This window comes from Phenylobacterium sp. (assembly GCF_036723115.1).
Classification (GTDB): Bacteria; Pseudomonadota; Alphaproteobacteria; order Caulobacterales; family Caulobacteraceae; genus Phenylobacterium.
Genome location: NZ_DAIMHV010000186.1, coordinates 1 through 4633 on the forward strand (window position 1 = coordinate 1; position 4633 = coordinate 4633).

The 4633-nt window shown below is 70.4% G+C and carries 4 protein-coding genes; 3 read left to right on the forward strand and 1 reads right to left on the reverse strand.

The features are described 5' to 3' along the window. The 3 genes from V7D28_RS13965 to V7D28_RS13975 form a co-directional block, all read left to right on the forward strand. Positions 1 to 876: DEAD/DEAH box helicase (locus V7D28_RS13965; protein ID WP_333587993.1), on the forward strand; the 876-nt coding region annotated here is incomplete at its 5' end. Between the two features lie 53 nt (positions 877 to 929). Beyond that, positions 930 to 1475, forward strand: a complete 546-nt coding sequence (locus V7D28_RS13970) for a biliverdin-producing heme oxygenase (RefSeq protein ID WP_333587994.1) — start codon at positions 930 to 932, stop codon at positions 1473 to 1475. Between the two features lie 128 nt (positions 1476 to 1603). After that, on the forward strand, positions 1604 to 4123 hold the full coding sequence (locus V7D28_RS13975; protein WP_333587996.1) for an HWE histidine kinase domain-containing protein: 2520 nt from the start codon (positions 1604 to 1606) through the stop codon (positions 4121 to 4123). 9 nt (positions 4124 to 4132) lie between these two features. On the opposite strand, the gene V7D28_RS13980 is transcribed toward V7D28_RS13975, so the two are convergent. After that, a partial coding sequence (locus tag V7D28_RS13980; RefSeq protein ID WP_333587995.1) for a bifunctional ornithine acetyltransferase/N-acetylglutamate synthase occupies positions 4133 to 4633 on the reverse strand: 501 nt, incomplete at its 5' end.

Sequence of the window (4633 nt, forward strand, 5' to 3'; positions counted from 1 at the left end):
CAGAACCTGTTCTTCTCGGCCACCATGCCGGGCGAGATCGGCAAGCTGGCGGGCGAACTGCTGAAGAACCCCCTGGAAGTCTCGGTGACCCCGCAGGCGACCACGGTGGAGCGCATCCGTCAGCAGGTGCTGTTCGTCGAGCAGCAGCGCAAGCGCGCCCTGCTGGCCGAGCTGTTCGCCGAAAAGGACTTCAAGCGCGTCATCGTCTTCACCCGCACCAAGCGCGGCGCCGACCGGGTGGCCAAGAGCCTGGAACAAGGCGGCGTCGAAGCCGCCGCCATCCACGGCGACAAGAGCCAGGGTCAGCGCGAGCGGGCGCTGGCAGCCTTCAAGGCCGGTGAGATCCGCGCCCTGGTGGCCACCGACATCGCCGCCCGCGGCATCGATATCGACGCCGTCAGCCACGTGGTCCAGTACGAGCTGCCCAATGTGCCGGAAGCCTATGTGCACCGGATCGGCCGCACGGCCCGGGCTGGCGCCGACGGCTCGGCCATCGCCTTCTGCGCCGATGACGAGCGCAATCTGCTGCGCGACATCCAGAAGGTGACGCGCCAGACCATTCCGTCTTTCGACCGGCGCAACGACAAGGGCCTGGCCCTGATGACCAAGGCCATCGCCGAGGTTTCGCCTGAGCCGGCGGCGCGGGAGGAGCGCAACGGCCAGAAGAGCCGCGACCCGCGCGACAACGTCCCCTCGGCCCTGCGCAAGACCCGGGGTCGGCGCAACGGGTCCGGCGGCGGCGGCCAGCGTCGCGACGGCGCCAAGGCCCAAGGCCAGAAGGCGGCCGGCGGCGGCCAGGCGGCCAAGGCCGGGGGCGACCGGTTTCGGGGCCCGCGCCGCGAGGCCACGGCCAAGAGCTGGAGCCCGCTAGACTGAACCCTGACGAGGCGGAGCCGTTCTTAAGGCTCCGCCCACCTCAGTCCTTCTGCATGTCTCTTCGAAATCTGCTGCGCACAGCCACCCGGGCCGAACACGACCGGGTCGACGCCCTGGGGGAGAGCTTCGACCTCGCCTCCCAGGCCGGGTACGGCGCCTTCCTCCACGGCCACGCGCTCGCCCTGCCCGCCCTTGAAGCGCAGGTGCTGGCCCACGGGCCGCATCCCGACCATTGGCCGCTTAAGCGGCGGACCGAGGCCCTGCGGCAGGACCTGGCCGCACTGGGCCAGGAGCCTCCTCGCGCCCTGGCGGCGCCGGACCTGCCTTCCCGCTCCATGCGTCTGGGCGCGCTCTATGTGATTGAGGGGTCGCGCCTGGGCGGCATGCTGCTGTCACGCCGCCTGGCCGCGGTTCAGCCGGACGCGCCCCGGGCCTATCTCGATCACGACGCCGGTCCCGGCTACTGGCGCGACTTCCTGGCTTGGCTGGAGGATGAACCCGACCCGGTCGGGCACGCCGATCACGCAGTGGAGGGGGCCAGGCGCGCCTTCGCCTTCTATGCCGCCGCCTTCGAGCGCGCCGCCGCCGGGCGACCGTAGAGAGTCCGATAGCCGACAGACCTTGCCCGACCAAATATGGTCGAATACGGCTGAATTTTCACGGCGCGCGGCGGACGCGCCCCTCCCTCCCCACCGTCCGAAAGCCTGACGTCCTGTCCGAAGTCGACCTGACGAACTGCGATCGCGAGCCCATTCACGTGCTGGGCGCCATCCAACCGTTCGGCGTCCTGCTGGGGGTCACCCGCCAGTGGACGATCGCGCACGCCTCGGACAACGCCCTGGCCTTCCTGGGCCGGCCGGCGGAGGACCTGATCGGCGAGGCCCTGACCCAGGTGCTGGATGGTCACGCCATCCATGAGATCCGCGGCCGCCTGCAGATCATGCGCGGCGCCGACGCGGTGGAGCGGGTCTTCAACCTGCCCCTGCAGGCGGGCGGCGAGCCGTTCGACGTGGCCGTGCACTATTCCGGCGACCTGCTGGTGATCGAAGCCGAGCCCAGCCGCACGGACTCCTCGCTGGAGGCGGCCTCGGCCGTGCGCTCCATGGCCAACCGCGTGGCCGAGCGGAAATCCCTGGACGACCTGTTCCACGAGGCGGCGCGCCAGGTCCGCGCGCTCACAGAGTTCGACCGGGTCATGGTCTACCGGTTCGACCAGGACGGCGCCGGCGAGGTGGTGGCCGAGTCGGTGCGGCCCGGCATCGGCTCCTTCCTGGGCCAGCGCTATCCGGCCTCCGACATCCCGCAGCAGGCCCGCGCCCTCTATGAGCGCAACTGGCTGCGCATCATCGCCGATGTGGACGCAGAGACTCCCGCCGTGCGCCCGGCGCTTGGCCCCAGCGGCGGCCCACTGGACCTGTCCATGTCGATGTTGCGGGCGGTCTCGCCGGTCCACATCGAGTATCTGCGCAACATGGGGGTGGCGGCCTCGCTTTCGATCTCCATCCTGCGCCAGGGGCGGCTGTGGGGTCTGTTCGCCTGTCACCACTACAGCGCCCACCACGTCTCCTATGAACGGCGCACGGCCGCCGAGCTGTTCGGCCAGATCTTCTCCTACATGCTGGAGAGCCGCGAGCAGGCCGCAGAGGCCCAGCATGTGCAGCGGGCGCGCAATCTGCACGACCGTCTGCTGAGCGCCGTGGCCGCCGGGGCGCCGGGACCCGACAGTCTGTCGCCCTTCCTGGGCGAGCTTTGCGGTCTCACCGGCTGCGACGGCGTGGCCCTGCGCATCGCCGGGCGCGACGCCGCCCACGGTCAGATCCTGGCGCCGGCCGAACTGGACCGCCTGACCGCCTTCCTGGATGAGACCTCGCCCGGGCGAATCTTCCACACCCACCATCTGTCGGCCCACCTCCCCGTCGCCGCGGACTGGAGCGCGCGGGCGGCGGGGATCATCGCCGTGCCACTCTCACGGGCGCCGGGAGACTATCTGATCTTCATGCGCGGCGAGGTGCAGCGCGAGGTCACCTGGGGCGGCGATCCCAACAAGGCGGTCACGGTCGGCCCCCTGGGCGCCCGACTGACGCCCCGGGAGAGTTTCGAGGCTTGGAAGGAGACCGTGCGCGGCCAGTCGCGTCCCTGGAGCCCTTCGGAGCTGGCGGCGGTGGAAAGCCTGCGGCTCACCCTCCTTGAGGTGGTCATGCAGCTCAGCGATCTGGCCCAGGCCGAGCAGGGCCGCACCCAGCACCGCCAGGAGGTGCTGATCGCCGAGCTGAACCACCGGGTGCGTAACATTCTGGGGCTGATCCGCGGCCTGATCTCGCAAAGCCGGGACGGGGCGACCAGCGTCCACCAGTTCTTCGAGGTGGTGTCAGGCCGGGTGCAGGCGCTGGCCCGGGCCCACGACCAGATCACACAGCACCAGTGGGGCCCCGGCGCCCTGCGCGACCTGATCCGCAGCGAGGCGGAGGCCTATCTGGCGGCCAAGATGGACCGTCTGGTCCTGGAGGGACCCAACGTCCTTCTGGAGCCCGAGGCCTTTTCCACCCTGTCGCTGGTGATCCACGAGCTGGTGACCAATTCGGCCAAGTACGGCGCGCTCTGTGACGGACGCGGCCAGGTCCGGGTGGCCTGGCGGCTGGATCCGGCCGGCGGGCTGGACCTGTCCTGGCGCGAGGTGGGCGGTCCGCCCGTGCGCGCGCCCACCCGGCGGGGCTTCGGCTCGACCATCATCGAGCGCTCCATCCCCCACGAACTGGGCGGCGAGGCGAAGGTGCGGTTCGAAGCCTCGGGCCTGGAGGTCGATCTCTCTGTGCCCGGCCGCTTCGTGGTGGAAGGTGCGGCCGAACCGCGGGTGGAAGGCGCCAGCAGCGCGCGGTCCTACTCCACGTTCGGACCGCGCAACGTTCTACTGGTGGAAGACAACATGATCATCGCCCTTGATCTGGAGGGGGTGCTGATCAAGCTGGGGGCCGGCAAGGTGACCCTGGCCTCCACCGTGGCCGCGGGCCTGGAGGCCATCGCCGAGGCGCGGCCGGACTTCGCCATCCTGGATCTGAACCTGGGCGCCGAGACCAGCCTGCCGGTGGCGCAGACGCTGAAGGCGCAGAAGATCCCCTTCGTCTTCGGCACCGGGTTCGGCGATCAGGCCGACCTGCCGGCGGAGCTCGCCGGCACGCCGATCATCAGCAAGCCCTATTCGGAACGCGCCCTGCGCGACGCCCTGGCCAAGGTCGGCCAGCCGGGCTGAGGACGCGCTCTAGGACCGGTAGTCGCCGTTGATGGCCACGTACTGCTTGGTCAGGTCGCAGGTCCAGACGGTGGACGACCCCTTGCCCACCCCCACATCGACGAAGACCTCAAGCTCCGGGCGCTTCATGTAGGCGCTCATCTTCTCTTCGTCATAGGTGGGAGAAATCAGCCCATCCTGGGCGGCCCAGTGCTCGCCGAAGCGCACGCAGACCTTCTCGCGGTTCACCGGCTCGTCGGCGCGGCCCACGGCCATGACGATGCGGCCCCAGTTGGCGTCCTCGCCGGCGAAGGCGGTCTTCACCAGCGGGCTCTCGCAGATGGTGCGGGCGATCTTGCGGGCCGAGGCGGCGGTCTCCGCGCCGGTCACCGTCACCTTGATGAACTTGGTCGCCCCCTCCCCGTCGCGGACCAGCTGGTGGGCGAGGTCCATGAGGACGTGCTCCAGCTTGTCGCGGAAGTCGGCGAGGCGCCGGTCGCCGGCGCGGCTGATCTTCGGCGCCCCGGAGGC

Bases quoted from the DNA above. Each gene is read 5' to 3' on its own strand.
- V7D28_RS13970 (WP_333587994.1), top strand. From the start codon at position 930: ATGTCTCTTCGAAATCTGCTGCGCACAGCCACCCGGGCCGAACACGAC.